Below are 24,248 nucleotides of genomic sequence, written 5' to 3'. Positions count from 1 at the left end.
GGCGTCCAGCACGACCAGCGGACCCCCAAGCCACCGCACGAAAGGACCCGTCACCGATGAGCACGCTGCCCACCCGGGCGAAGGCAGAAATGGCCGCCTACGGGGCATCCGCCGCCGTCCTCACCTATGTCCCCTCCATGGAGCTGCTGCCCGCGCACGCCACCGCCGCCGCGATCAGCGGCGGCTGCGTGTGGTGGCTGTACCGCAAGGTCAAGACCCGCGACTTCCGCCGCACGATCCGCACCGCACAGCGCGTCCTGGGACCGGTCACCGGCGGCGCCGTCTACGCCGCCGCCGCGATCGTTCCCGGCCACTCCTGGTGGGAACCGGTCGCCGCGCTCGGCTGGGGCGCCGCCATGGCCGCCGCCCTGCCCATCACCCGCTCCACCTGGACCCCGTCGACCACCGAGACGGCCGTCTACCCGCCCGACTTTCGCGGCCTGGTCATGCAGATGTGGGACGCCGCCGAAGTCGCCCCCGGCACCTGGCTGGAGAACATCGAGCAGACCGTCTCCCCACAGCACCCCGACTTCACCGCCGACGTCGTGGCCCCGGCCGGCAAGCCCGTGCCGCGCATCGACCTGGTGGACGTCGCCGCCTGCTTCGGCTTCCCCCTCGGCTGCGTCGCCCTGGACGAGATCCCCGGCACCGGCCCGGGCCGCATGCGGCTCACCGTCGCCCCCACCACCCGCCGACGCGGCGGCAGCATCGAGGAGATGTGGGCGGAGAACGTCGCCCGCCCGGACGGCGCCATCCCCGGCAGCAAAATCGTCCGCGTCGAACAGTTCCCCGCCACCGGTGACCTGCCCGCACGCGGCATGATCCTCGCCCAGGTCGACATCGGTAAGCTCGCCCGCGTCCACCACGCCCAGCTCTGCTCCGCATTCGGAGTGGAACCCGAGGAACTGCGCCTGGTCGCAGAAACCCGGGGCCGCGAGGCCCTGGTGACGCTGTACGAGTCGGCGCCGCTGAAAGCCTCGCGCCGCGCCACCCGCGAGCTGCTGACCCTGGACGCCTACGGCCGCTACGTCATCGGCACCGCCCACGACGGCAGCGACGCCAAAGTCCACATGCAGTCCGCGGCCGGCACCCTGCACGGCTTCCTGGTCGGCGTCACCGGCTCCGGCAAAACCGTGGCGCTGGCGCTGATGTGCGCGGCGTGGGCGCTGGCCGGCCTGGCCACCTGGGTGACCTCCGCCCGCCCCGACGCGCAGATGAGCGCGGTCGGCCGGCACATCGACCGCCAGGACGCAGGACCGATCTTCACCTGGTGGATGCTGAAAGCCGCGATCGCCCTGATGGACATCCGCGGCGCGATCAACAGCGAGGTTGGGCACGACTTCTCGGCCCACTCCCCCTACCCGGGCCTGGTCCTGGTCCTGGACGAGTTCAACTCCCTCGTCGGTGACGACGCCCTGGGCGACGAGATCGCCCACATGACCGACGTCCTGGCCCGTGAAGGCCGCAAGTTCGGCATCGGCATCGTCTTCGCCGGCCAGTCCCTGAACCTGTCCAAGCTCGGCGGCGAGGCCTCCCTACGCGACCAGGTCCAGGGCGGCATCGGCGTCGTGCTGCGCATCGCCAATTCCTCCGGCGGCATCGCCGCCCGGCAGGCCACCGGAGGCCTCGCCGGAGACATCGACCTTGCCGAGATCCCCGACCGGTTCAACGCCTCCATGTCCCTGATGGACCGCATGCACGGTGTCACCGACGACGTGCCCGGCGAGCCCACCCAGGGCGTCGGCCACACCGTCACCGGCTCCGGCGCGACCATGATGCGCAGCCTGTACGTCCACCTGCCCAAGGACGGCAGCCCCGACGGCCTGGACGAGATCTTCCCCGAGGACGGCTCCATCAACTGCCTCACCGACCGGGAGATCGACACCCTGACCGAGCTGGGCCTGTGGCACGACTGGACGATGCCGCCGCCCTCCAAGAACGACAAGACCGAGGGCGACGGCGAGAGCGTCGCGCTGCCGCCGCAGTTCAACGGGATCGGCTCGTTCGCCCCACCCGCCGTCAAGCCGAAGAACCGCACCGTCAAGGACAAGATCCTCGACGTGGTCGACCGGCAGATGACCGCCAAGGAGATCCGCGCGCAGGTCGACGCCGCCGCCGGCACTATCCGCAACGCGCTGAGCGACCTAGTGGCCGACGGCCGCCTGCGCCAGGTCGACCACGGCGTCTACGCGCCCGCGAGCCCGGCCGGTGTCGGCTCCAGCCCTGAGAACGACTGACCGCCCCTCCTGCTCACTGCGGCCTCCGGCAACACGCCGGAGGCCGCTATCGCCTCATGCACGAAAGGACTCCGTCTGTGATTGTTTCTATCTCCCTGGCCTTGCTCCTGGCCGTCGTCGTGGTCGTGCTGCTGCGCCAGCGCATCGTCGGCTTCGGCAGCGCCCTGGCATGCGCCGCGTTCGGGTTCTGCCTTGCCTCCACCGGCCTGGCCCCCGTCATCGAAAACTTCCTGGCCACCATTGCCAGCCTTGCCGCGCTGGGCTGACGGGAGTCCTCGCCATGGCCGCCTCACTGCACACCGCGCCCGCCGCCCCATCCGGCCAGACATCCCCGGCAGCAGTGTCCGCCGACGGAGGCTGTCTCAGCCTGGACGCCCGGCTGGCCGCTGCAGAGGCGGCCATGACCGTCCGTCTGGAAGAGGCCGCCGTCGCTCATGAAGTGCGTACCGCGCACATCGACACCACCCCGGTCGACCTCGGCGACGTCGTCACTGTGCCGCTTACCCCGGCCCCGCAGGCACCGCCCCAGGCCTACACGTCTCCGGTCGCCGCGCTCCTCGAGCGCGCCCGGCACCGGATGGAGACCCGCGGTTGGTGCGCGGGCGCCGCGGTCGACGAGGACGGCGCGGTCTGCATGATCGGAGCGATCCGCGCGGAGGCCGGCGGCAACCGCGGCCTGGAAGCCGATGCCGCGTCCGTCGTACTGGACGCGATTCGGCGCCGCTTCGGGGACCACATCGACTCCGTGCCCGCCTTCAACGACGCCCACGGCACAGGCCGGATCCCGCTGCGCATGCTCGACCAAGCTGCCAGCCTCGCCGACGCCCGCGGTCTGTAAGCCCCGCTCCGGCTACGACGGTCAGTCGGCCGGCGTCCAGGGCGGAGGCGGGCTCGTGCTCTCCCCACCGCAGTTCCAGCACTCGAACTCGTCCGGCACCCGGTACTTCTGCGTCCACCACGAGACGACGGGCTCGCCCCACACCATGCACTCGGTACCGCACCAGCCGCACACGAAGACGAACTCCACGAACACCCTCCCCACTGCCTCGCCCCTGCCGGCCAGCATGCCCGGAAACCCACGTCAACGCTCCACCGATTCCGGCACGCTTCAGCGCTGCCCCGTCGCCCTGTCCGGCCCTCGCCCGCCCCGTATCCCCGGGAGACGGGCGAGGACGGGACAGGCCGCCCGGCCGAACGCACCACCTGCCGCGCCCCGCCGACACCAGCACCACGTCGACGGGGCGCAGCGCTGCCCACCGACGACTGGAGGAGATCACTCGTGCTCATCCCCCCGCCCGCGCCGCCGGATCGGCCGGCCCCGCCCCGCCGTGCCCGGCCCCCGCTACCCTCACCGCCCCCGTCGCCTGCCCCGCTCCTGGAAGACGCGATGACCACCCGCCGCGCTCGGAAACGACGCCAGACACACCCCCGCACCACGCACGGGTTACCCGAATACGACTGGAGGACCGCACCGGCCGAGCTGCTGGCCACGCGCCGCCAGCTGCGCGCGGACGGACTCCGTCCGGGCGGGCAGGAACCCGTGGCAATCCTGCGGTGCAAGGCGTGCGCGACCCGCCCCCACCGCACCTGCACCCGGCCCGCCTACCTGTACCGCCGCGATCTCGCACTACCGGTCCGGCCGATGACCCTCGCCAAGGAAGCCGCGCTCGACAAGGCAATGGCGGCACGGACCACGTGCCCGAAGTGCCGGCGCCGCTATCACCACGTCCTCCCACTGCGCACCCTCGGATCGTGCCTGGAGTGCCACGACGGGACGCCCGCGGACCCTGCCACCTACATCGCCCCGCCCGCCCACGCTCTCGCGGCCTGACCGGACGCTCCTCGTATGGCCCCGCCGCAGCGCTCCAGACGCGCGACGGCGGGGCCGGTATGGCGACACCACCCAGGTCGACGTGCTGCTCACGGAGCAGACCGAGGCCGCGTACACCGCCGCCGGACGCGCGGCCACTGAGCGCCACCGCACCACGACCGGCGGCATCAATCCCACCGAAGGAGATCAGATGGCCCTCGATGAAAATCCCGACACCCCAGGCACCTATTTGCGGCAGCTGGCTGAAGACCAGCAGGCCGGACGGCTCTGGAAGTGCCAGTGCGGTGAACCCAATCCCGGAACCTACGACACCTGCTATTTCTGCCAGCGTCCCAACCTCTCCCCGACTATCGACCCTGCGTAGGAGTGAGCACCAAGTGACCACAGCCCTCACCTCCCACACCGACAGGAACCTGGACGCTGCCTGCGCCGCGGGCGCCACCGAAATCGGCCGCACAGACGGCAAGGCAAGCCTGCTCCTGGCGTTCAACGGCGCGGCCTTAGCCGGTCTGGCCACCCTCGCCGATATGAACCTGCCGACTCCCGCCCGCGTGCTCAAAACCCTGGCCGCCACGGCGATCGGATGCGCCACGGTCCTGCTGCTGCTCGTCGTCCGCCCCCGCCTGGGCGGCCAGGACCACGCCTCATTCCCCTACTGGGCACAACTGGCAGAGACCGAGATCCACGCCAGCATGACCAGCGACACCCGCGCCGCCCGCATCCGGATCCTCTCCGGCATCGCGGCCGCCAAGTTCACGAAGCTGCGGCGCGCCGTGGACTGCACCCTCGCCGCCCTCGCGCTCCTCGCCCTGGCCGCGATCAGCACCCCGCTCTAGCCAGACCCCGGGACGGCCGCAGCCGCCCCGGCTACTTCCGTCTCCGTCAGTTCCGGAACGGAAGTCTTTCCAGCCTGCGGCCGACCACGGCCGACCGCAGACCATCACACGGCAAGAGGCGCACCCCACGTGCCGGCAAGCCCCGGGGTGCGCCTCCCTCATTCCGCCCGTACGGGCGAGAACGGAAATCCCATCATGCTCGCCAAAGCCCTCTTACGGCAGCCGTCCCGCACCCTCGTCATCACCGCGGCCGCCGTCCCCCTCGCCCTGGCCATCCTCGCCGACGACGTCCGCGTCCGCCGCCAGCTGCACGCGGCCCGCCGCGACCCGCTCTCCGGCCTGCCCGGCCGCGAGGAACTGACCGTCTACGGCGACCGGCTCCTCGACCGCCGCGCCGCGGTCCATGTGATGCTGCTGGACGGCAACGGCTTCAAGGCCGTCAACGACACATACGGCCACGACGCGGGCGATGCTGTCATCGCTGTAATGGGCCGGCGCCTGGCCCGTTGGACTTCCAGGCGCCAAGCACTGGCGGCCCGCCTCGGTGGCGACGAATTCGCCGTCGCCGCTGTCCTGCCCGCCCAATCTGCACTCGCCGACATCACCGCCCTGCGCGAGCAACTGCACCAGCCCTTCACCCACGACGCGCACACGCTACAGATGACCGTGTCCATGGGCATCGCCCGCGCCGCCGACCTGCCCGGCGAAGACACGGCCCGCCTTCTTCGCGGCGCGGACAGGGCCATGTACAAGGTCAAGACGGGCGAAGTGGAGTTCCCCTACCTGGCCACCCGCGCCGACGCCTACGCCGACACCGTTAACGGCCGCCGCGCCGGCCGCCCCGGCACCCACCTGCCCGCCGGATGAACCCGCAGCCGGTACAAGCGTGCACACGCAGCATGGGCCGCCCTCGCAGGAAACCGCTGTGGGAACCGGGCCTCATTCCCACCGCCGGTCATCCCTGGACTGGCGGGACGTCCGGCACTTCGACTGCTTCCGCGATCTGCCCTGCGTGCTGTGCGAACAGCCCACACCAATGCGCTCCCATCACGGCGAGCCTGCGCACAAAACGTGCGCCGAAGCATGGATCGCCACCCACCCGGCCGAGGCACGACTCGGTCGCTTCGCCTCCGACGTACAGCCCAAGAGCAAGCACGACGATGACCACGCCTGACAGTGAGGATGTTCGTGAGCGTTCCTCGGCGGGGTCTGACCCAACGCCTGACTGACTCAGGGTCCTCAACAGGATCTGTCGGCCCCGGCCGGGGGACGCTCACGAACATCCGCCGAACCGGGGGACGTGACTTCATAAGAGTCTGGTCAGAGACCCCATCACTGTCTTGTCCGCCCTCCCGTTCACCACCCCTCCGACCGCCTGCCGCCGCCAGCCCGGCCACTTCTCCCATAAAGAGACGACGAAGCCGACCGCACGGACAGACATCACCCAGGCCCGACGGGTTTGCGCCGACTGCCCGATCGGGGAAGCCTGCCTAAAATAGGCGCTCACCCACCCCGCCGACTCTCGCGTCGGCATCTGGGCAGCCACCACAGCCCACCAGCGCACCCAGCTACGCCGACGTCTGACCGCGCGACTCGAACCCGACTGGGCCGATGTGATTGCTCAGCACGGTATTGACCGCATTGCACCGTTTTCTTAGTGCACCGCACCCTTAGCGCCGCGACCTCAAGGCCCTGGAGACGAGATCCCTTCGTCTCCAGGGCTTTTTGCGTTCTTGGTTGGCTCACGCATCCTTGCAGCGGTCCAAGCCTCCATCACAGTTACGCCAGTAACAGCGTCAGATGGGCCAGGCCGAAGGTAGGAGCAGGCCAGTTGGCAGGGGCGATCCGGTTGGGGGAATCAGGCCAGACGGTGCTGTACCGTCAGCGCCGCTGAAGTCGACCGTGCCGCCGGAGAACGTTGCCCCATCAAAGTTGACCGTGCCGCCAGCGAACTCCGCTCCGCTGAAGTCGACCGTGCCGCCGGAGAAGTCCGTCCTGAAGGCGATGAACTGGTTGATCGCCCAGCTGCCGAAATCGACGGTGCCGCCGGAGAACTCCGCCGTGACGAAGCTGACGGTGCTGCCGCAGAAGGCCGCCCCGCTGAAGTCGACCGTGCCGCCAGCGAATGTTGCCCCACCGAAGTTGACCATGCCGTCGGCGAAGACTGCTTTGCGGAAGTCGACGGTGCTGCCGGAGAACTCCGCCGCGGAGAAGAGGACTGTGCCGCCAGCGAACTCCGCCCAGTTGAAGCTGACGGTGCCGCTGGCGAAGGTTGCTCTATCGAAGCTGGCCGTGCCGCCAGCGAACTCCGCCCAGTTGAAGCTGACGGTGCCGTCGGCGAACGTTGCCCCACCGAAACTGACGGTGCCGCCAGCGAATGTTGCTCTATCGAAGCTGGCCGTGCCGCCAGCGAAGACCGCTTTGTTGAAGCTGAGGGTGCCGTCGGCGAACGTTGCCCCACCGAAACTGACGGTGCCGCCGACGAAGACCGCCCCGGAAAAGTCTCCGCCGTCAAAGGTGACGTTGGTGAGGTCGAGGTCGTGGCCCTGCCAGGAGTGCGGGTGCTCAGGGGCGAGGCGGAGGTGGTTGCGGAGAAGTCGGACCACGGTGTGCCGTACTTCCCGCAGGGCCAGGTAGGCGTGCCGGGCTCCCGCGTCGCCCGCCGGCAGGTCGGCCTCGGCGGTGTAGGGCAGGCGGAGGTAGGAGCACAGCACGTCGATGCAGGTCTGCCGCAGGGCACGAGTGGGAGCGTCGTCGGCGAGGCCAGCCAGGGCGTGCACGCCGCCGAGGCGGACGGCCGCGGACTCTTCGCCGAGCTGGGAGACGGCAGTGGTGAAGCGCTCGGTGTGCAGGCGGGTGGCCTCGCGCAGAGCGCCGTCCTCGTCGACGCGCTGGCGCCGGTAGGCGACGACCAGGGCGACCAGGGCGCCGGCCCCGGCGACCACGCCGAAGGACAGCTTCACCAGGTCGAACAGCGTCTTGGAGTCGACGCGGTGCTCGAGCTTGAGCCCTCGGGCGCCGAGCAGGTCCCACCCGGTGTAGAACACCGCGGCGGCCACCAGCACCGCCGTGGTGAAGGACAGGACGAGCACGCGGCCGACCGGCCACAGGCGCAGCCCACGCCGTTCCGCCCGGAGCCGTAACGTAGGTATTCCCATACCTGGTCAGGACTGTTACCGGCGCGAGCTGGTTGCGCCCGCGGTGTCCGCGTGACGGCTGCGGGTCGGGTGCCGTCGTGTGGGCTCCGGATAAGCTTCCTATCTTCGGAGCCCTGACTTCCGCCAGGCCGTCCCCGGTTCCGTTGGCGAGAGCGCGGCCGATAGCGTCCAAGCGCATGAGCAGCGTTGAAATGGCAGGCTTGATCGAGGACTTCGGGCATGTGATCGCCCTGGTGGAGGTGGCTGGCGAGCGCGTGACCATCACTGCGGAGGCCAGCGGGTGAGCGTGCTTCTTCCAGCAGCCGAGCTGGCCGAGCTGGAGCACTTCGCACAGCGCGCGGACAGGGCGCCGATACCAGCTCCGGACGCGGCCGAGGAACGCGCCCGCCGGGCTCGGAGCAGCACGGCCCGTACACCCGGTACGTGCACGCGGATGGCGAGCGTATGACCTTCACCCGGGGCCGGGTTGTCGTGGCCGAGCTGCGGCCCGCGAGCTGGCTCGACTGGCTGGAAGAATGGGCCATGCACGGACGCCAGGGGTACATGGACCCGAGACAGTTGAAGGCGTTCGTCGAGTTCCTCGACCGTCAGCCCTCGGTCGGCGAGGAGTAAAGGGGGAGGGTTCGATGGGGCCTTATGCCAATAACCATGACACCGGGCGTAGCCTCGGCCGCTAAGTCCCGCACTGGCGTGCACCAGGTTCTGGGATGATCCCCAGGCGGGCTAGGTAGGACGGACGTTGCGGGGGGATGGGTGGTTACTCAACGCGGCAGTCTGCGGCGGTGGTGGCATGAAACGGCATCCGCTGTCCGGTGGACTGTGTATACCTGCCTGCCGACGGCTGTGGTCCTTTTTGCGGCAGGCGTCTATGGCGACAGCCGAGGATGGTGGGAGGACCAGGCGTTCCTCACGAACCTCTTCTCCAGTCTCACGAGCCTTCTCTTCGGTGTACCCACCGCTCTCCTGCTCATCAGCTCACTCGGCGAAGCACAAGCGCAGGCGAGGGAACAGCGACGTGTCCGCATGGTCGTCCGCCCTGAAGTGCAGGAGCTGGAAGCCCTTCTGCTTCGCAGATGCAGGGTGCAGAGCTTGGACGAACTCCAACAGCGCTGCTCAGGTATTCAACAGGGTCTCGCTCAGGCCCACCAGCGGGGTCAAGACACTCGTCCGTTGATCGATATGTTCGCGGACTTGTACGATCCGCGCGATGCCGCGGGGAACCGGCTTTCTGGCGAAGATGGCCGACGGGAGCAGGTTGCTTGGGTGCGTGATTTCCGAGCGCAGTGGGAGTTCATCGACAGCGATCTGCGCCCCCGCGCTGTGCAAGCGAGTATCGAATGGGTGCCGCACCAGTGGTCAGGGCGGGTCAAGGGACACCTGGATGCGCTTGATCCCAGAGTCCAGATGAGGCTTGAGATCAGCGATGCCTGTGAAGCTTTCTCTCATCTTGCCGCTGTTTCCCAGCGCCTAAGGCAGCTGTACGGCTAGGGCCTTTCGTTTGGATCATGGGGTTGCTGTTGCGTGGGCGGCTACGGGTCCTGAGTGGTCAGCCGTCGCTGTCCAGGGTGGAGGAATTCGTGGAGATGTGGATGCTCATCAGCGAACTGATGCGCGCCAGGACGCGCGAGTACCTCGCCTCTTCGCCCTTGAGCCCGGACGAAATGCCCGGGCTCAGGCCTCCGGCGACCCCCGCACAGGTCAGGGAACGGGAAGCCCTGGCCGGCCAGCCGCTGGACCCGGAGTACCGGCGCTTTCTGTCCTTGACGGACGGGCTGGACGGATTCCAGTACACGATGCCGCTCCTGGGATGTCGTGACTGGAAGGACCCGGAACGGAGCGGACTGGGCTCCATATTCCGCGACATCGTCCTGGAGGCTGGCCCGCTGACCGAGGCCGGAAAGCCGGGTCGTTCATTGAGCGCCTCGGTAGATGACCCTTCCCGGGATCAGTCGCAGACTGAGCAGCGGTGAGGGATCAGCTACCCCAGCCCAAGAGGGGGAGGCGGTAGCACAGGTCCTCCATGCATCGAGCTCAGCTGCTGCAGCCAGCTGTGGATCTGCTCGATGGGTCTATCCACATTCGGCAGGGTCAGCCACAAGGCCAGGAAGAACATCACCGTGAAAGCACCAGCGTCTCGGCTGTGCTTCTCGTTCTCCGCGACTGCCTGCTCCAACCACCCCTCTTCAGACTGACGGAACATGTTGACAATCAAGGCGCCGGGTGCCGCGTGAGCCTCTTCAGACCACACCCGGTACAAGATGTTGTAGTGATGCGTACGCATCGGATCCGGCGACGCTTCAGCAAGTTCGAATGTTGTCCGTCGGCACCAACTTGACACCCATTTCACCGGGCCCTCCTTCGACTTCGCTCGGAAGTCGGTGAAGTCGGACTGCAATAGCGACTCCAGCTCAGCACGGAGCTGGGTGTCAACCGGGCGGCCCTTCTCCTCTTCGTACGTCATCCGTCGAAGCTGCGCGAGGATCATCTGGAGCATGCCGTAACGGGAGAAGAGGAGCGTCGCTCCCTCGCGGCTTTCCTGCTTAGCCAAGTACTCCATGTTCACCAGCAACTCGAATAGCTGGCGAACGATGCCGACGGCGTGCTCCCAGAAACCCTTCTCCAGCAGGGCCCGAACAGCCTTCACGCTGTTCGCACCACGCATCAGAATTTCGACGTCGAACCGCACCACCGGATCTTCGGCATGGGGCGTGGTCAAGAGAGTCCGCTCTGCCGTCACTGCTATCTCATGGAAGAGACTCAGCAGTGGCTTCAAAGACGTCTTCGGGCTGCGCGTACGCTGCTTGCGGGGGTCGCGCGATCCTGTCGCACCTGACCTCTTCCGCCCCTTCTTCGTCTCACGCCGTCTGCTCTGTGTCATGGCCGAACGGTAGCCGTATCCACTTCCTACGGCGCAGCCATTTACTGGATGACTGCGGCTTCCCGGTCCCCCGAGGCAGCGTCCGTTCCACAAGCTGCCCGACTGCCGCCATCCGCTGAGAAGGGCCCTGGTCACCGCGTTACCGGTGACCAGGGCCCTTCTCAATTGTGTTCTTGGCGGCGAGGGTTCCTGACCGCCAAGGGTCAAGCCAGCTGCTGATCCTCGGAGAGTTCAAGCAGCAGAGCGCGGTACTCCTCAGGGTGCTGCGTGCGAAGAATCGTCAACCAAGCCCGCGCCCCCTGAGTGAAGTCGGCAGGCGTCATCTTTACGTGTAGGTGCTGGACGACGTAGATCGGATCGTCGTAGGGAAGCTTCCTCGGCTGGTCAGTACCCGCCTCCGATCCTCCGGTGGATGCCTCCATGTCAGCTGCCGGGGTATTAACGGCGTTAACGGTCGACGGCGCAGCCTCGGTACGTTCCGCCTCAGACGGCGAGGTATTAACGGCGTTAACGGTGGGGGCAGACGCCGGGCCGACCGCAGCGGTTTCCTCCGGCTTGGGGCGACGCTGCCGCGGGGGCTTAACGGCGTTAATAGCCTGCTGCGCGGCCTCCGCCTGTTGTTCCTTGGGCATACGGCCGATCCGGCGGGCCGGCTCCACCTTCAGCTCGCCGCTCTCGACCTTCTCCTGAAGGCTCGGAGTGAGCTCCAGGAGCGCCAGGCGCTGGGAGACCCATGCTGGTGTCTTCCCCAGCCTCCGAGCCACGGCTCCCTGCGAGCCATGGATTCCCACAAGGTCCTGGATAGCCTTCGCCTGATCCATGGGAGGAAGATCAACTCGGTGGATGTTGGCGATCAACGCGGATTCCACGATGTCCGCAGCACTTGCGGCGAGGTCGTCGTTGACATCGATCCGAAGTTCTTCAAGGCCAGCCAGCGTGGCGGCGGCCAGGCGCCGGTTCCCGTCGATGACGACGTATTCGGCCTCCCCAAGCGCCTCTTCCTGCCCCGGGTGAGCACTGAGGAAGGCCGAGCGACGGACAACGGTGAGGGGCTGGATCTGGCCCTTGGCCCGTAGCGACTCCGCGGTCTCTTCGATCTCGGTGAGCTCTTCGCGGGGGTTGAACGGGTTGTGCGCCAGCATCGCCAACGCGACAGCGGCTGGAGGCCGGCGACCTTCACCGTTCATGATCTGTTGGCGGGTACGGACCCGTCGTGGCGACGGCGAGGATCCCGCACTGTCGTCAACACTGAATCCGCGGGTGATGCGCTCCTTGCGCGGTGTCATACGGCAAGCTCCTTCGCCAGGTCGCGCATGACTTGCGCGTGTTCACTGTTCGGGGCGTAGACCAGCAGCGGGATCTCACCGTCTGCGGCTTCCCGGCCTTCTTTCAGATCGCCGATCACGGCCAGCACCGGTGGCGAACTGCTCTTCTCCCACTCGTCCTTGTTCTCCTGGACGAGCTTGCCCCGGCGGCTGTCGTACGCGTTGATGATCAAGCCCAGGTAGTCGACCTGGATCCGGCCCTTCTTGCACAAGTCATCCTTCTGCGCCTTCAGCAGGCGTACAGCACGGTGGGAGGCCCGGTTCGCCCACACCGGAGTGATGACGCCGGACCGGTCCTCAAGCTCGCCCTCCCGTCGGCGCACGTAGTACAGGGCGGTGTCCATGTTCAAGCCCAGGCTGGGAGGGCCGTCGATGATGATGACGTCGTAGTCGTCCTCGAGAGGTTCCAGGGCCCGCTCCAGCGCGGCCTCGCTGAAGCTCACCTTCGACAGGGCCACGTCCCGCAGGAACGCGTCGTCACTGGCGGGCAGCAGGTGCAGCCGGTCGCCGAAGACGTCTTCATCCAGCGCCACCAGCAGATCGTGTATGTCGCCCTTGGCGCTGCCGTCCATGTGCATCATCAGCGTCTCGACTCCGTCCTCATACATGAGTTCTTCGAAGCCGAGTTCTGCCGTCAGGTGGCCCTGGGGGTCGTAGTCCACCAGCAGGACACGGTGGCCGGCCTCCGCCAGTGCCTGTGCGATACCGGAGGAGAGGAAGGTCTTTCCGACGCCGCCCTTCTGGTTGGCCACTATCACCCGCACCACCGGTTGCTTCACCAACGGCGCGTTGGGGGAGGGGTGGTTGTCGAGCCACAGGGTCAGCGCTTGTGCCAAGCCCTGCACGTAGGTCACCCCCCGCTCGGTGCACACCGACTTGAACTTGTCGGGCTCGCCAACGGGAAGGAACGTCCCCCATGTCTTCGCGCCGTCCGTATCCACTTCCGGCGCACCATCGTTCTCGTACCAGGCCTTGATGGCGTGTTCCGCCGCGTCCTGGATGTCCATGCCGTGCTCGAACGCACGGATCTTCAGGTGCCTGCGCAGCTTAGGGGTGAGAGCGGTGATTAGCTTCTCTCGTTCCCCCCGAGGGCTAGGGATGCTCATGAGACCGAACATTACTAGGTCATGTCTGAATTGCTTCAACCGACGCGGTAACAACTCACGCGCGATGCTCCCGCAACAGCCTGGCGCAGGGAGAACCTCAGTGTGACGGGCAGGGCTTGCTCTCGGCCCGCCTCTTTGGAGTTCACAACAGGCACCCGTTCCAGAGGGGCTACGCGTTGTTGTGGCACTGAAGGTCCCGCTCTCAGTGCTGACAGGCTGCCTGCCACTGCCACCTGTAGCGCATGGGGGGCAAATTATTGTTCCGCAGGAACTTGGACATGAGCCGCGAGCAGGTCCACGAACATCTACTCGCGGCTCATCCACATCAGGTGGTGTGGCGGTCAATCTCGTGCTGCACTGCATGGCAGGCGGCCCTGATCTCAATCAGAGCGGCCTGTATGGGAGGTTTCAGTATTTAGCGGGCGTGCGGTGTGTGTCACGCGGTATACAGCGCGGCTGCAAACTGTGGGAGCGCCGCGACCAGGATGAGGGTGCCCCGTTCCACCCAGCGGTACTTCTTGCGGATGATGTCGCTGGTGACCATCAGAGAGGTGAGCAGCGGCCCGGCAGGGTCGCGTGAGGCACGCTCGAATGCGCGGCTCAGCCTCTGGGCGTTCATCTCCGCCGTGATGTGTCCGAAGTATCCGGGGCCAGCGACATCGTGCCGTCTGCCGGTCCGGTGGCGCGGCATGATGGCGCACACGAAGCACAGGACGGCCAGGAGCGAGGTGACGACCGCGCTCCATCGCAGGATTTCCGGGCTTGGGGAGACACCGATGAAGGCGCCGAGGACGGCTCCCGTCACCCCGAGCAGGACGGCCGCCTTTGTGTCTGCCCGTCCGATTTCCGCCCGGTTCGCCACCATGAAACGCTCCATCGCCGCTACGGTTTCCGGACCGCTGGCGCGCGGGTTGTTCATGGCGCTCCGTCGGCGCGTCCGGTGCAGTTGCCGATGGTGGTGTGACAGAGAGCGTGCGGCGGTACCCGTCACAGCACCCTCCCGTTTGCCGCCCCACCGTTGTAGGCCCATGCGTCCTGTTGTTTGGGAACGCGCCGTCCGAGCGAGTGGAGACGGTCACGCAACAGTTCGGACAGTTCCTGACGCTCCTCGTCGGAGAGCTTGCCCAGCAGTCCGGCCATCTCGTCCTGCCAGGTAGTCTCCTGCCGGATCAGGTTCTGATTACGGACGGACCAGTCCAGTACCTGGCTGACTTGGTCTGGGTGCCTGAGAAGCCACAACGCAGCGAGAGAGACCGGCCCGCTGCGTACGGCCTGAAGGCAGAACTGATACTCCTCGCGGCGTTCGTGGTTCCAGGCGAAGGGTGCTTCGGTGGTACTCGCCCGGCCCAGTCGCAGTTCGCCTTCCGTGTCCCGGGCCTGGATGTCCGTGACGCGGTAGGTGAGGCCGGCTTCGTCGAGGACGTACGGCTCTGCCAGATGGTGCATCAGCACGGAGGCGCTGAGCCCTTGGCCGTCGGCCTCGTAGGTGTCCTCCAAGTGGTGCAGGCGCTGTGTGAGGTCTCTGCGTACGGCGTCCCAACTGTCCGCTGTTCGGGTCCGTACGACTTGCACCGGATCGTGTACCCACCACAGCAGACGCAGGTTCATCGACTCGGTTCCGTACGGAGCCGCCAGGCTGATGGCCTGGGTCGCCGGCCTCTCTGTCAGATCGACGCGGAAGGCCCTCTTGTACCGGCCGAACAGACTCGGTGCCAAGGCATCGTCCGTTGTCTCCGCGCTGTGCTCGCTAGAACTCAGGACGTGATGAACGCCGTTTGCGGCCACGAGGACCAGGGCCCGGTCCCGGCGTCCGGACCAGCGCTGCCGGAGAATCTCCCGCCAGGGGGCGTGGGTGGCCCGGGTGCAGACGGGGCGGTTTCTTTCGGTGGTCACGGTGTCCTCCCGTGCGGTTGCGTGGGGTGGTCTGCATGCCCTGGGAATGAGGCCGGCGGCTCGCCGTTGCGCCATGCGTCCAGAGCCTGGCGAGCGATGTGCCGTCCGGTGATGGCGGGATCTCCGTCCCGGTCGATCATGACGAAAAGGCGCAGGACACCATGGCGCATGTCCTGGGCGAGCGCCGTCAGAAGGGTTTCGACGGCTGTGTTGTGCCGGTCGTCTCCGGTGGCCGCTCGACACCATAGGACCAGGGCCTGGCACATCGGGTCGGACAGTTCGTCGTCGTTGATGACCCGGCGGGTCAGGTCCACGATGGGGCCGGCGAACTCGTCATCGGCGAGGAGTTGTTTCTGGCACCAGGTGTCCGAGACCAGCAGGTGGGGGAAAATTTCCAGCGAAAGGCGTGCGACCCCGCTGCTCTTCGTGTCGGTCCATGTGGTGAGGTGCCGGAAGACCGTCGGCTGGTTGCCTGTCGAGAAAAGGTTCACCAGGGCATGGCGGACCGCCTTTCCGACCGCCACCTCTTGCCGGCTCCCCTGGCCTCGATAGGCGTTGCGCAGCAGCCGCATTGCCTGGTCCGGCCGGGCCGCACCGAAGTCCGTCCCGCATGCCCGCGCGACCGTCCAGCGGACCTGCCAGCTCGACCGGACGCTCCACTGGAAGAGGCGGTGCTTGACCTCGCTTGCGAGAACGGGATCCTCGGCGGCCATGCCCAGCGCGTACGCGGCGACGGCCCTGCCGGTGGCCCGGTCGGACTCGGCCAGTTCACGGATGTGCAAAAGAGCCCTGCGTCCACCACCCCACCGGGCTGCCATGCCCATGATCCGGCCGACCGGCTGCGTCAGGTCGCTCTCGCCGTTGACCTCACCCATCCAACTCGTCAGGAGTCCGGAAAGCCGGCCGTACTCCCGCCATACATGCCGCAACACAGCCTCCCCCTGCCGATGACGGGTGAATCTCACCGGCTCTACCACGTAGGTGTAGCCGTGCGCCGAGTGATACTCCTTGAGCCCGTACTCCGCGCCTACCGTGTGCAGCAGGTCCGCCAGCGAGCGCCGGAAGATGAAGCGTGGATTGAGCAGCGATTTCTGTGGGTTTTCGGGCTCGCCGGACGACTCCAGTGCTCCCGGCTGCCTGGCTCCCCCACCCGTGATTACACCGGTGCCAGGCCGGTTCCCGGTGCTCTCCAGAAGGACGGAGTGCAGTTGGCCGTCGGCCAGATCGATGAGGCGTTCCGCCTGTTCGCGCACGATGCGGTGGTCGAGTCCCTCGAACACGCAAGTTGCTAAGAGGAAGGCAAGACCGTCGGGGTCATTGCGAAGGCTTCTCAGAAGGTCGGGTACCTCTTCCTCCACGAGGTAGCTCAGACGGTTGCGGATGTCGCCTGACGTCATGCCCCCGTCGCCAGTGCTGACGACCGCGTCCACCAGTTCGCGGACCTGAGCAGGCATCAGCCGACCCGCGAGCAGTTCGTCCAGCAGGCCGGGCTCCAGGTTCGCGAGAAGTTGGGCCCGTTCCGTCTGGCTCGGTACCTCGGCCTCGAGCCGTGTCTCGAACACCGCCCGCGGAGGAGGCGGAGAGCACCGCACGGGCGTGACGTGAAGGGCGCGCGCCAGGCTCCGTACGATGACCGGATCGTCGGGCAGCACGATCACCATGCGTGCGCCGACGTCGTTCAGCAGGCGCCGCAGGTTACCGACCGCCCCAGGCTGCAGTGGGCGGGCCGGGAACAGTCCGTCCACCAGATAACCGCGGGTGGCGGTGTCGGTGGGGTGCCAGGCAGCAAGGTCCTCGTCGCTGTCGACTGCCCGCAGGTTCATGCTTCCTCCCGCGTGGCGGTGCAGCAGGTTCAGCGCGGCGGTCCGACGGCCGGTTCCCGGTTCGCCGGACAGGAACAGCACACGGCTGTCGAGTTCCGCCAGGGCTGCGGAGAACCACTCCGGCTCGGCGAACCCGGTCACCGCGTCCAGGATTTCCGTCGCCGAAATAGGGCCCTCGTGGGCTACAACCCGCGGGACACTGTTTCCGGCCCTGGCCAGACCCGCGCCGTTGTCCACGCGCTGACCGCCTTGGACGGAGCCGGTGTTGACGGTGCTGTTGGACACATAAATCTTGTTGTACGTGTACCTCAGGCCGTCTATGCCCGGAGCGCCGAAAAGTTCGTCGTCGAATCCGTCGTCGAACGTCTCGGCGCTGGATTCCTCGTCATGCGCGGGATCCAGCTCAACACCCGCCGGGCGGATGCCATCCGGCTCTGAGACGTCCGCGGCTTCGGCGCCGGCCATCGGCAATCCATGGCTACCCCCGGAGGAGGCGAGCGCAGATCGCTGACCGGGCGGGGACGGCTCGTCGGCGGCCGCGCTCACCGGTTGCCCTCGTACTTGTCGCCGTGGATGGTGTCGCCCTGATTGCCGTGGACCGTGTCCGCCTTGTTGCCCCGGACGTAGTCACCGCCAATGTGATCACGGCCCACGTCGATGTTGCTGACGCTCTGACCGCCATACACCGTCCCGCTGTTGACGTTGCTGCGGTCAGCCCTGACCACCGACCGGGATGTCGCGGCTGCTCCCTGGCCGGCCAGGTGCTGCCGGGAGCCGCCGTCCGGCTGACGCTTCTCCTGGTCGTCGATGACCTGGTCGCCGAGGACACGACGGTCGTACAGATTGCCGGATGGCACGGGCACGTACAGCCAGGCCCGCTGGGCGAACGGTTTGCCTTCGACAGTCGCCGGCACCTCGATGAAGTGGTCCGGATGACGGCCTGTGTACCCGCTCGCTACCACGTCCTGGTAACACCGTTCCGAAAGAATCGCCGCGACCTGCGTGACGTTGGCGCTTGAGGCCGCCAATACGGCTTTGACGGGGCGGGAGTCCAACAGCCGGTGGGTGTCGTTGCGCGGTGTGCCGTTGCCATCGAACTCGTCGCCCGTATCGGGCAACGGTCCGATGTTGAGGCTGGCGCGTAAGCGGATACGCACTACTCCCGCCGAGTGCATGTTGAACTCCGTCAGCACGTCCTGGAGAGCGGCCAGCCAAGGATGAACGACGAACGGCATGACCACCGGATCGAACCCGAATACGTAACCGTCGCCCGTGGAGTCGGGGAACCGCCGGTCCTTCCACACCTCCGAGATCCCGGCGCGCTCGAACGACATCTCCAAAAGCTGGGGGATGGCCCGGCTGATCGACCCGTGTTGCACGGCCGGATACCCGGTGAAGTCCTTGGCGTCGACGGCCAGGATCCCCCGGTAGGGAGGAAGAGGACGACTGTGCGTGTAGGGCTGATCGGTATGCGGCATCGGAGCTCCTTGCGTAGGCCTTCGTACGTCGTGGACGACCTTGAGCCTGCCGGGAAGAAGGGTGACCGTGTGCTCGAGGAGTGCAGAAACGGCGTGACGGCCGCCACATTCGCCAGCGACTGTTCTCCTACGCTTCCCGGCTCACGATGAGGCGCAGAGCCGGCAAGTCATCGATGAGGATCCGTCTCCGTCCCGCGCGTACACCACAAGACGCAAGGTCGTTCAAGGCGGCGGTGATGGTGTTCCGGGACGTCCCCAGGTGCTGGGCCAGCTCGTGACGGGTCAGCGCAAGTTCTACAGGGCCGCTGGCGCTATGCGCGAAATGAGGATGCCCCGAGATGTCGATCAGGTGTACCAAGGTGGCGGCCAGCCGGATGCGGACGTCGCCACCGCCGCGTGCCTCGTCCGATTCCCGCAACCGAGTGAGGGCATACCTGACGAGCACGGGGAACAGACCGTGCCCGTTGACGAAGGTCAGGAACTCCGCCTTGCCCATGACCCCCACAACACATTGGGAGATGGACTCGACGCTCGCCGAGCGGACCCCGTCATCCAGCACGGCCACCTCACCCAACAGTTCTCCAGGACCGCGGAAAGCGAGCAGCGACAGATCACCGTTGCGTTCCTGCCGGATGACCTTGGCTACGCCTGCTATGACAGCAAGCACGTGCGTGCCGGGCTCGCCCTGCCGTAGCAGTACGCTGCCCGCTGGGTGCCGCCGTTCAAAGGAATGCTTCAACAGGTCAGCCCAGACTGTTTCTCCGACGAAGTCGCGAAGGCTTCGCCGTGCTGGAGTCGACTCCCGTACTTTGCGCTCAGCCACGTCGTGGCCTCAGTCGCTGCACCTGGCTGGTACTTACCTGTACGCGGAAGATGAGAGAAGCAGATTTGCCCCGAAAGCTGCGCCTACGTGTCCTCCAGCTCCGCTGATGCAGCGTCATGCCGTCCATCATGCTGCATCCGTAGATGAGCTCGAGCCGTGTTCGCATCGCCACCACATCGTCAGCCACGCACTGACCGGCATTGGAGAGGCTGAACGCTCCATCCCCAGTTTCGTCATCGCCGCCTTGTCCTTGGCGATCATGCTGTTCCTGTCTGCCACTCAGTGCAGGGCGGGCCGAGAATTCGGCTCGGCCGGCGCGGTCGCCGACTCCAAGCAGACGCTGCTGTGCACCTCTCTGTCCGCCGTGCTCCTGGTCGGCCTGGTCCTCAACGCCCTCCCCAGCTGGTCTTGACGAGAGATGCGGTCGGCCCGGTCGGCGTCGGTTCAGTGACGGAAGGCGCCGGGGGCACAACCTTGTGCGGTCTTCCTCCTGGATCCGAGGGCGGTGAGTGCTCCGGGGACGGACGGGGCGGGCTTGTGTCCGAAGCTTGGCTGGCGCCTTGCCCGCAGGGGTGATTGTCCGCGGGCTTCCTTGCGGTGGTTGGTTGTGCGCGGGGTGGCTGGGGGTGGCGAGCCGTGGCGAACGTTTGATCGGTAAACGTGACTCTGATCACAGTTCTTTACGTATATGCAGGTCACACCCTGCGTCACAACCGGATGACTACGCTCCGCTGAGAACTTGTGCCGCACAGTTAACTCCCAGCGTCCTTCCCAACGGTGAACGGGTTGAGGGCCACGGTCCTCCCCCCGGACGGCAACTGTGCAGCCTGGGGGACGAGTTGAGTTGAAGGAGGGTCTGTGGGGCTTCACTGGGCCTGGTACGCGCTGGCGTTGGTCGGCGCCTACCGGATGACCGCAGCCGGACTCGACGCCGCCGTCAGGCGCATCGTCCGCACCGCCTCGCTGGCTCGAGACGAACACCGCTATCACGCGCGTCTCTCCGCACCTACGGCACCGGCACACCCTGCCGCGCCGGCCGTACAGCCCATGGGGCTGCCGTTCGATCCGGGGCTCACCGCCGCGCTGCAGGAACAGGAGGAGCGGTGACCAACCCCGACGAGCGGGACTTCGGGCTGATCGAGCCCGTCGACCTGCCCAACGACTTCGAGGTTTTCTTCGCCCGCTATAAGGGCGACTTCCTGCGCATCACTGGCTCCCGCCTGCGCGATCCCCACGACGCCGACGAAGCCCTCATGGACGCCGCCGTCGTGATGTACCGCAAGTGGCCGCGGATCCTTGCCCACGCCAACCCGATCGCGCTCGCCCACCGCATACTCGACAACGCGATCACCGACTTCTACCGGCGCCGCGCCCGCACCGCCGGTCGTGAAGTCAGCCATTCAGAGTTCAGCTACGCCGACGTGCCGACCGCCGATGACCTAATGCTCCTGCGCGGTCATGACCGCCTGGATCGCGCCCTAGCCGACCTGGACCAGCGGGCCCCGCTCCAGGCCAACTGCGTCCGCCTGCGCTATCTCACCGAACTCGACTTCACCGAGATCGCCACCCGCCTGGGCATCACACCCAGCGCGGCGAAAACCAACGTCCATCTGGGCCTGAAGAAACTCCACCACCTGATGGGTCTCCCAGACACGGGGAAAGGGGACACCTGATGCTCGAAGATCTCCTGCGCGCCGAAGCGCAGGCCCTTCACGAGCAATACGACCACCACGACACCGACGACTTCCTGCGCCGCCTTGCCGCCCGCATCGCCCAGGAAGCGGCCCGACCCTCCCGGATCATGCGCGCAGCCACCGACCCAACTTCACCACCCGTGCCAGTAGAGGCACCGGCTCAGATCTCGCCACCGGCTGGCGCCCCCGTACCCAACCGGCCCACTGACTCCCGGCCCCGCACCCGCCGCGGCCCACGCCGCCGCCCCACCCCCATTCTCACCACCGACCCCGCCACCACCCCGACCGCCGTCATCGATCACGTCCGCAGACTCTGCGAGACCGTGCTGCGCTCCAACGACATAGACTCCCTCGCCGCTTTTGCCGCCGACTACGACCAGACCGGAGCTCGCACCTTCGCCTGCCTCCTCTACACCCTCGACCGACGCGAAAGCGCCCTGTACTGGTGGCGCTTCGCCGCCGGCGCCGGAGACCCCCTCGCCGCACACCTTCTCGCCGCCCACCATGCAGCCGTCGGCCACAGCAGCCCCGATGCCCGCATCTGGCGCGCCATGGCTCGCATGCTCGGCTTCACCCGAGACCGCCACCTACCGCAACCTGTCCGATCCGCCACCCACCTCGCTGAAGGATTCGCCAGCACCGTGCCTTGGGGGTCCGCTCTCAGCGCCTTCATGACCACAGACCGACTCCCAAGAGAACTCGCTCACCACTGACCACCGCAATCACCCGAAGCTGACGATGGGGCGGCCGCGGGCACCGGCCGCCCTGGGGAAGGTGTACCCACGAGGCATAGGTGCCCGGCGACAACGCAGCCGGAGCAGGAACTTCCTGGCCCAGCTTCCTGGCTCATCCGTACAGCTGCTTCGTGCGTATGTTGAGTTCGACCACGTCTTGGTTGTCTATTTGCAGTCTGCCGGCTGAGCATGGTGACGTTCGTCCGGGGCGAGCGAAGCCACACAGCAGGATGGAACCTGCTGTTTGTGCGCGGCAAGACGCTGGTCAGGTGGTGAGGATGCGGGCCTGCTGTCAGGCCAGCGGTACTGACCCGGCAAGTTGGGCAGAAGACCGCCTCGCTCTACTGTCCGCGGCCATGGCTGGTGAGGTAAGTGTCTGGTTCGCTGTCATATACGTGGGCGGCACTATCCCGCCCACGCGCTGGCCCACTGCCGGCGACGATGCAATGTCGGTGGGGCGGGTGAGACTGGTGACGTGTTGATCTGGTCTCTCATCGTGGTCGGCGAGCTGGTGCTTGGGATCGCGATCCTTCTCATCGCCATTCCAGGACCGGTTCAGCGCTGGTGGTTGGGATGTCTGGACCGCTTCGAGCGACTGCGTGCAGATTCGGGGGTGCGTCGAGCTGCTCCGCTTCTTACGCAGATGCTGCTGCTGCCACCACGAATACGAGACCGGGTCGGCGGCCACGGATTGGCCCCTGGGTATGTCGTGCGGTGGTGGCGTGCCCGGCCTCTGGCCGGGCCGTTCAAGATCCTCCGGTTTGTACTGCTGCTGTTCGTCGTGGCGCGCATCGACGATATAGCCGACTGGGAGAGTCTGCGGTGGAGTGCGGACCCCGGACCGCACCCCGGTGTGATGCAGACGCTGCTCAGCAGCTTCGTGGCCATGCCGACGTCGGTTGTCACCTGGGACTCTTCCATGATCAGCAGAGTGTCGGCGCTCTTGCTCGTGGCCTTGATTCTGATCGCCGAGGTGCGGTTCATCAAGCGCGTGAACCTGACCGGCTCTGGCAGAGGCACGACACTTGCCGCCTACGACCTGGAGGTCCTCACCAGGCACGCGGACGGGGAGAGTGCGCTCATCGAGGACCGGCGCTGTTGGCCGGTCGTTGCCCTGCTGACGGTCGCAGCCCAGTGCGCCACGGTTCTGCGGCGCTGGGAGGAAACCCAGCCGGACTGCCAGATCCCGCGTGTTTCCGTGCAGCCGGTCGAGCGCGCCATCTGGAGGGCCCACCGCACGCGCCGTGCTAGAGCCAGACGACACAACGAACGGCAGTTCAAGGCCCATGCCGCACTGGTGGTGGGCGCGCTGCGACGGGCGGAAGCACGACAGGACTCCAAACCGGGCCCCGCTCTGGAAGACCTCACCGTAATGCTCCTGACCATCGCCGAACGCTACGCCGAGGGCCGTATCGATGACCTTCTCGACGCAGACCAACTTGCAGGTGCGACTCCGGCCGCACCGAGAGAGCGTTTGCGGGGGCTTGTGGTGGGGCTCACGGTCGTCCTGGTGATGACCGGCGCAGCCTTCGTTGGGTTGCCCGACGCGGCCCTCATCCCTCTGCTGCCGGTCGTGGCCATCTTCGTCGCAGTCGTTGTCAACCGCGGGCGGATACCCACCGCGGGACAGCTCACCGATCTGATTATCCCCCGGTGAGGCGGAAAACCCCGTGGACCAGCTGCCCGTCCTGAAGCCCTGCGGGTAGCCGGTCCACGATGCCTTCCTCCAAAAGATTCATGAAGTCTGTGGCCGGACCTCACCCGATGAGTGAAGGGGTACGGGGACGCTGACGCTGGCTGCGGTCAGACCGGCAAGAACAGCAGCGGCCACGGCACCGCCGTTGAGGAAGGTGAGCCCTTCCCACGACGACCGCGGTCACGCCTTGGCGGCGGAGCCGACGCCCAGGGCGCGGCGCCCGGCTGCCGGACGCGGTTTCGGGGCGGCGGCCGGGGCAGTGGGCAGGCGTTCGGCGGCGAGTTGTGCACGCGGTGCCGGAGGTAGCTCGGTGTCGGTGACGGCGCGGTCGGTTCCGGGGCCCAGCGGGCGGCGGTCGGTCATTGTCTGATCATCCCGGTCTTGGGAACTTCTTCTTCACCACCCTGGCTCGGTTCGGCCCAAGGCGTGCCTGCACGGCGGTGAACTTCTCCCTGCTCAGTCACCGGCTTTGACTTGCGTATAGGTCACAGCCGCGACGTCCTGGACGTCACGCTCGTCGACCCGCGGCTGGTGGTGGATTTCGCCTGCGATGCCGTCGGCCGGCGGCGCCACCCTGTACACCTCCACCGTGTCCGCCTTGACCTGTCCCGGTGGGCCGTAGCGCGGTTCGGCGACTGATAGAGCAGGTCCCAGGCCCGCTGTGGCTTGCTGATTTTCGCTGCTTGCCGAGCTGTGGCAAGTTGATATAACTGGAAAACTTGCCGATTTTTCGAAC

At 66.9% G+C, this 24,248-nt stretch carries 26 protein-coding genes and 1 pseudogene; 15 read left to right on the top strand and 12 right to left on the bottom strand.

Going from position 1 to position 24,248, the window contains the following annotated elements:
* Window positions 1-56: 56 nt before the first annotated feature.
* From ACF1DX_RS36455 to ACF1DX_RS36445, 3 genes are all read left to right on the top strand, one after another.
* Entirely contained in the window at window positions 57-2,237 is a 2,181-nt protein-coding gene (locus tag ACF1DX_RS36455; RefSeq protein ID WP_391795440.1) for a hypothetical protein, read from the top strand.
* A 77-nt stretch (window positions 2,238-2,314) separates the two neighbouring features.
* On the top strand, window positions 2,315-2,503 hold the full coding sequence (locus ACF1DX_RS36450) for a hypothetical protein (RefSeq protein ID WP_391795439.1): 189 nt from the start codon (window positions 2,315-2,317) through the stop codon (window positions 2,501-2,503).
* 14 nt (window positions 2,504-2,517) lie between these two features.
* A complete protein-coding gene (locus tag ACF1DX_RS36445) occupies window positions 2,518-3,075 on the top strand; it encodes a hypothetical protein (RefSeq protein ID WP_391795438.1) in 558 nt (185 codons plus the stop codon).
* A 21-nt stretch (window positions 3,076-3,096) separates the two neighbouring features.
* On the opposite strand, the gene ACF1DX_RS36440 is transcribed toward ACF1DX_RS36445, so the two are convergent.
* Complete coding sequence (locus tag ACF1DX_RS36440; protein ID WP_391795437.1) at window positions 3,097-3,303, bottom strand: hypothetical protein; 207 nt, start codon at window positions 3,301-3,303, stop codon at window positions 3,097-3,099.
* A 321-nt stretch (window positions 3,304-3,624) separates the two neighbouring features.
* Between ACF1DX_RS36440 and ACF1DX_RS36435 the strand changes: the two genes are divergently transcribed.
* From ACF1DX_RS36435 to ACF1DX_RS36420, 4 genes are all read left to right on the top strand, one after another.
* Window positions 3,625-4,068, top strand: a complete 444-nt coding sequence (locus tag ACF1DX_RS36435) for an RRQRL motif-containing zinc-binding protein (RefSeq protein WP_391795436.1) — start codon at window positions 3,625-3,627, stop codon at window positions 4,066-4,068.
* 82 nt (window positions 4,069-4,150) lie between these two features.
* Window positions 4,151-4,432: a hypothetical protein gene (locus tag ACF1DX_RS36430; protein WP_391795435.1), complete on the top strand. Its 282-nt coding sequence runs from the start codon at window positions 4,151-4,153 to the stop codon at window positions 4,430-4,432.
* Window positions 4,433-4,445: 13 nt separating this feature from the next.
* Window positions 4,446-4,904, top strand: a complete 459-nt coding sequence (locus ACF1DX_RS36425) for a Pycsar system effector family protein (RefSeq protein WP_391795434.1) — start codon at window positions 4,446-4,448, stop codon at window positions 4,902-4,904.
* 195 nt (window positions 4,905-5,099) lie between these two features.
* Complete coding sequence (locus tag ACF1DX_RS36420) at window positions 5,100-5,771, top strand: GGDEF domain-containing protein (RefSeq protein ID WP_391795433.1); 672 nt, start codon at window positions 5,100-5,102, stop codon at window positions 5,769-5,771.
* Window positions 5,772-6,700: 929 nt separating this feature from the next.
* Here ACF1DX_RS36420 and ACF1DX_RS36415 read toward each other — a convergent pair.
* On the bottom strand, window positions 6,701-7,996 hold the full coding sequence (locus ACF1DX_RS36415) for a pentapeptide repeat-containing protein (RefSeq protein ID WP_391795432.1): 1,296 nt from the start codon (window positions 7,994-7,996) through the stop codon (window positions 6,701-6,703).
* Between the two features lie 510 nt (window positions 7,997-8,506).
* On the opposite strand from ACF1DX_RS36415, the gene ACF1DX_RS36410 reads away from it, so the two are divergent.
* The 3 genes from ACF1DX_RS36410 (at window position 8,507) to ACF1DX_RS36400 (ending at window position 10,032) form a co-directional block, all read left to right on the top strand.
* The gene (locus tag ACF1DX_RS36410; protein ID WP_391795431.1) at window positions 8,507-8,674 is read left to right on the top strand and encodes a hypothetical protein; all 168 of its coding nucleotides are present in this window, start codon (window positions 8,507-8,509) and stop codon (window positions 8,672-8,674) included.
* 558 nt (window positions 8,675-9,232) lie between these two features.
* Window positions 9,233-9,550, top strand: a complete 318-nt coding sequence (locus ACF1DX_RS36405) for a hypothetical protein (RefSeq protein WP_391795430.1) — start codon at window positions 9,233-9,235, stop codon at window positions 9,548-9,550.
* A 17-nt stretch (window positions 9,551-9,567) separates the two neighbouring features.
* A complete protein-coding gene (locus tag ACF1DX_RS36400; protein ID WP_391795429.1) occupies window positions 9,568-10,032 on the top strand; it encodes a hypothetical protein in 465 nt (154 codons plus the stop codon).
* 8 nt (window positions 10,033-10,040) lie between these two features.
* Here the strand turns inward: ACF1DX_RS36400 and ACF1DX_RS36395 are convergent, their stop codons facing one another.
* From ACF1DX_RS36395 to ACF1DX_RS36360, 8 genes are all read right to left on the bottom strand, one after another.
* Window positions 10,041-10,940 (bottom strand): DUF5677 domain-containing protein, encoded by a 900-nt coding sequence (locus ACF1DX_RS36395; protein WP_391795428.1) that lies wholly within the window; start codon window positions 10,938-10,940, stop codon window positions 10,041-10,043.
* A gap of 203 nt (window positions 10,941-11,143) precedes the next feature.
* Entirely contained in the window at window positions 11,144-12,226 is a 1,083-nt protein-coding gene (locus ACF1DX_RS36390) for a ParB/RepB/Spo0J family partition protein (RefSeq protein ID WP_391795427.1), read from the bottom strand.
* A complete protein-coding gene (locus ACF1DX_RS36385; RefSeq protein WP_391795426.1) occupies window positions 12,223-13,371 on the bottom strand; it encodes a ParA family protein in 1,149 nt (382 codons plus the stop codon). Before ACF1DX_RS36385 ends, ACF1DX_RS36390 begins: the two co-directional genes overlap by 4 nt.
* Window positions 13,372-13,807: 436 nt before the next feature.
* Window positions 13,808-14,290: a Pycsar system effector family protein gene (locus tag ACF1DX_RS36380; RefSeq protein WP_391795425.1), complete on the bottom strand. Its 483-nt coding sequence runs from the start codon at window positions 14,288-14,290 to the stop codon at window positions 13,808-13,810.
* A gap of 68 nt (window positions 14,291-14,358) precedes the next feature.
* Window positions 14,359-15,264, bottom strand: coding sequence for a hypothetical protein (locus ACF1DX_RS36375; RefSeq protein ID WP_391795424.1), 906 nt, complete (start codon window positions 15,262-15,264; stop codon window positions 14,359-14,361).
* On the bottom strand, window positions 15,261-17,552 hold the full coding sequence (locus ACF1DX_RS36370; RefSeq protein WP_391795423.1) for a hypothetical protein: 2,292 nt from the start codon (window positions 17,550-17,552) through the stop codon (window positions 15,261-15,263). Before ACF1DX_RS36370 ends, ACF1DX_RS36375 begins: the two co-directional genes overlap by 4 nt.
* Window positions 17,553-17,629: 77 nt before the next feature.
* Window positions 17,630-18,565 (bottom strand): hypothetical protein, encoded by a 936-nt coding sequence (locus tag ACF1DX_RS36365; RefSeq protein ID WP_391795422.1) that lies wholly within the window; start codon window positions 18,563-18,565, stop codon window positions 17,630-17,632.
* Window positions 18,566-18,692: 127 nt separating this feature from the next.
* On the bottom strand, window positions 18,693-19,388 hold the full coding sequence (locus tag ACF1DX_RS36360; RefSeq protein ID WP_391795421.1) for a Crp/Fnr family transcriptional regulator: 696 nt from the start codon (window positions 19,386-19,388) through the stop codon (window positions 18,693-18,695).
* A 187-nt stretch (window positions 19,389-19,575) separates the two neighbouring features.
* On the opposite strand from ACF1DX_RS36360, the pseudogene ACF1DX_RS36355 reads away from it, so the two are divergent.
* The 5 genes and pseudogenes from ACF1DX_RS36355 to ACF1DX_RS36335 form a co-directional block, all read left to right on the top strand.
* Window positions 19,576-19,797 (top strand): annotated as a pseudogene (locus tag ACF1DX_RS36355) (cation transporter); the annotation flags it as partial.
* A gap of 449 nt (window positions 19,798-20,246) precedes the next feature.
* Window positions 20,247-20,495, top strand: a complete 249-nt coding sequence (locus ACF1DX_RS36350; RefSeq protein ID WP_391795420.1) for a hypothetical protein — start codon at window positions 20,247-20,249, stop codon at window positions 20,493-20,495.
* Window positions 20,492-21,061, top strand: a complete 570-nt coding sequence (locus ACF1DX_RS36345) for an RNA polymerase sigma factor (protein ID WP_391795419.1) — start codon at window positions 20,492-20,494, stop codon at window positions 21,059-21,061. The genes ACF1DX_RS36350 and ACF1DX_RS36345 overlap by 4 nt, the downstream gene beginning before the upstream one ends.
* Window positions 21,061-21,795, top strand: coding sequence for a hypothetical protein (locus ACF1DX_RS36340; protein ID WP_391795418.1), 735 nt, complete (start codon window positions 21,061-21,063; stop codon window positions 21,793-21,795). Before ACF1DX_RS36345 ends, ACF1DX_RS36340 begins: the two co-directional genes overlap by 1 nt.
* A 496-nt stretch (window positions 21,796-22,291) precedes the next feature.
* Complete coding sequence (locus tag ACF1DX_RS36335; protein WP_391795417.1) at window positions 22,292-23,473, top strand: hypothetical protein; 1,182 nt, start codon at window positions 22,292-22,294, stop codon at window positions 23,471-23,473.
* Between the two features lie 219 nt (window positions 23,474-23,692).
* On the opposite strand, the gene ACF1DX_RS36330 is transcribed toward ACF1DX_RS36335, so the two are convergent.
* Entirely contained in the window at window positions 23,693-23,875 is a 183-nt protein-coding gene (locus ACF1DX_RS36330) for a hypothetical protein (protein ID WP_391795416.1), read from the bottom strand.
* 93 nt (window positions 23,876-23,968) lie between these two features.
* Window positions 23,969-24,100 carry a hypothetical protein gene (locus ACF1DX_RS36325; RefSeq protein WP_391795415.1) on the bottom strand — a complete coding sequence of 44 codons (132 nt, stop codon included), beginning with the start codon at window positions 24,098-24,100 and terminating at the stop codon, window positions 23,969-23,971.
* Window positions 24,101-24,248 lie beyond the last annotated feature (148 nt).

The sequence above is a fragment of the Streptomyces sp. NPDC014676 genome (assembly GCF_043084105.1).
Taxonomy (GTDB): domain Bacteria; phylum Actinomycetota; class Actinomycetes; order Streptomycetales; family Streptomycetaceae; genus Streptomyces.
This window is presented reverse-complemented; position numbering and strand designations above follow the sequence as displayed.

What these genes read in the sequence shown, in the direction of transcription:
- ACF1DX_RS36385 (WP_391795426.1), bottom strand. Translation starts at nt 13,371, where the DNA reads ATGAGCATCCCTAGCCCTCGGGGGGAACGAGAGAAGCTAATCACCGCT.
- ACF1DX_RS36440 (WP_391795437.1), bottom strand. Translation starts at nt 3,303, where the DNA reads ATGCTGGCCGGCAGGGGCGAGGCAGTGGGGAGGGTGTTCGTGGAGTTC.
- ACF1DX_RS36395 (WP_391795428.1), bottom strand. Translation starts at nt 10,940, where the DNA reads ATGACACAGAGCAGACGGCGTGAGACGAAGAAGGGGCGGAAGAGGTCA.
- ACF1DX_RS36330 (WP_391795416.1), bottom strand. Translation starts at nt 23,875, where the DNA reads ATGACCGACCGCCGCCCGCTGGGCCCCGGAACCGACCGCGCCGTCACC.
- ACF1DX_RS36455 (WP_391795440.1), top strand. Translation starts at nt 57, where the DNA reads ATGAGCACGCTGCCCACCCGGGCGAAGGCAGAAATGGCCGCCTACGGG.
- ACF1DX_RS36400 (WP_391795429.1), top strand. Translation starts at nt 9,568, where the DNA reads ATGGGGTTGCTGTTGCGTGGGCGGCTACGGGTCCTGAGTGGTCAGCCG.
- ACF1DX_RS36340 (WP_391795418.1), top strand. Translation starts at nt 21,061, where the DNA reads ATGCTCGAAGATCTCCTGCGCGCCGAAGCGCAGGCCCTTCACGAGCAA.
- ACF1DX_RS36365 (WP_391795422.1), bottom strand. Translation starts at nt 18,565, where the DNA reads ATGCCGCATACCGATCAGCCCTACACGCACAGTCGTCCTCTTCCTCCC.
- ACF1DX_RS36370 (WP_391795423.1), bottom strand. Translation starts at nt 17,552, where the DNA reads ATGGCCGGCGCCGAAGCCGCGGACGTCTCAGAGCCGGATGGCATCCGC.
- ACF1DX_RS36420 (WP_391795433.1), top strand. Translation starts at nt 5,100, where the DNA reads ATGCTCGCCAAAGCCCTCTTACGGCAGCCGTCCCGCACCCTCGTCATC.
- ACF1DX_RS36435 (WP_391795436.1), top strand. Translation starts at nt 3,625, where the DNA reads ATGACCACCCGCCGCGCTCGGAAACGACGCCAGACACACCCCCGCACC.
- ACF1DX_RS36445 (WP_391795438.1), top strand. Translation starts at nt 2,518, where the DNA reads ATGGCCGCCTCACTGCACACCGCGCCCGCCGCCCCATCCGGCCAGACA.
- ACF1DX_RS36410 (WP_391795431.1), top strand. Translation starts at nt 8,507, where the DNA reads ATGACCTTCACCCGGGGCCGGGTTGTCGTGGCCGAGCTGCGGCCCGCG.
- ACF1DX_RS36380 (WP_391795425.1), bottom strand. Translation starts at nt 14,290, where the DNA reads ATGAACAACCCGCGCGCCAGCGGTCCGGAAACCGTAGCGGCGATGGAG.
- ACF1DX_RS36390 (WP_391795427.1), bottom strand. Translation starts at nt 12,226, where the DNA reads ATGACACCGCGCAAGGAGCGCATCACCCGCGGATTCAGTGTTGACGAC.